Source organism: Flavilitoribacter nigricans DSM 23189 = NBRC 102662 (assembly GCF_002646595.1).
Classification (GTDB): domain Bacteria; phylum Bacteroidota; class Bacteroidia; order Chitinophagales; family Saprospiraceae; genus Flavilitoribacter; species Flavilitoribacter nigricans.
The window spans coordinates 1-704 of sequence record NZ_PDUD01000133.1 but is presented as its reverse complement, the minus strand read 5'-3'; the positions used below and the strand labels follow the sequence as shown (position 1 = coordinate 704).

Below are 704 nucleotides of genomic sequence, written 5' to 3'. Positions count from 1 at the left end.
GAAAAAGCTTACTGCGGCGAATACGACGCTGCTGATGTACGCGACAACTACAACGTATGCTGGATGGATCTGTTGATCGAAGACAAACTGCCTGCATACTGTGTACCGCCGCTGCCTGCATATATTGATTGTGACAAACTGCCATTCGACTTTGACCCAACTGACTCTGAGCAAATGACTGAACTGTTCGGCGAAGCCACCGGTTCTGACAACTGCCCGGGTTACACGGTAGTAGAACTGGATCCGCTGACGGACAACCTGAATGATTGTGGCTACGGAACTTTCGTACGTCGCTTCCAGGTATCTGACGCAAAAGGTCTGACTTCTACGAACAAGTGTGAGCAAGTAGTGACGATCAAAGAGCAGCACAAATACAAGATCAAGTTCCCGAAAGATGCGGAAGCTAACTGCGGTACGCCGGAAGTTGATTCCATCGAAACGGAAGAACTGGGTTGCGATCTGCTGGCCGTAAGCGTGAAGGATGACTTCTTCTCTGCCAGTGGCGACGAGTGCTACAAAATTTTCCGCACTTACTCTGTAATCAACTGGTGTGAGTACGACGGGATCTCTGATCCGGTGGTAGTGAGCCGCGACGAAGACTGCGACGGCAAACCAGGTGACGAAGATGTATGGGTGATCGTAATGACTATGGACGATCCGGACCCATGCTACGACTACTACGGTGGCTACCAGGCTGATTTCTA

1 pseudogene is annotated in these 704 nt (G+C 50.6%); it reads left to right on the top strand.

From position 1 onward, the window contains the following. A pseudogene (locus CRP01_RS42715) lies at positions 1-704 on the top strand (hypothetical protein); the annotation flags it as partial.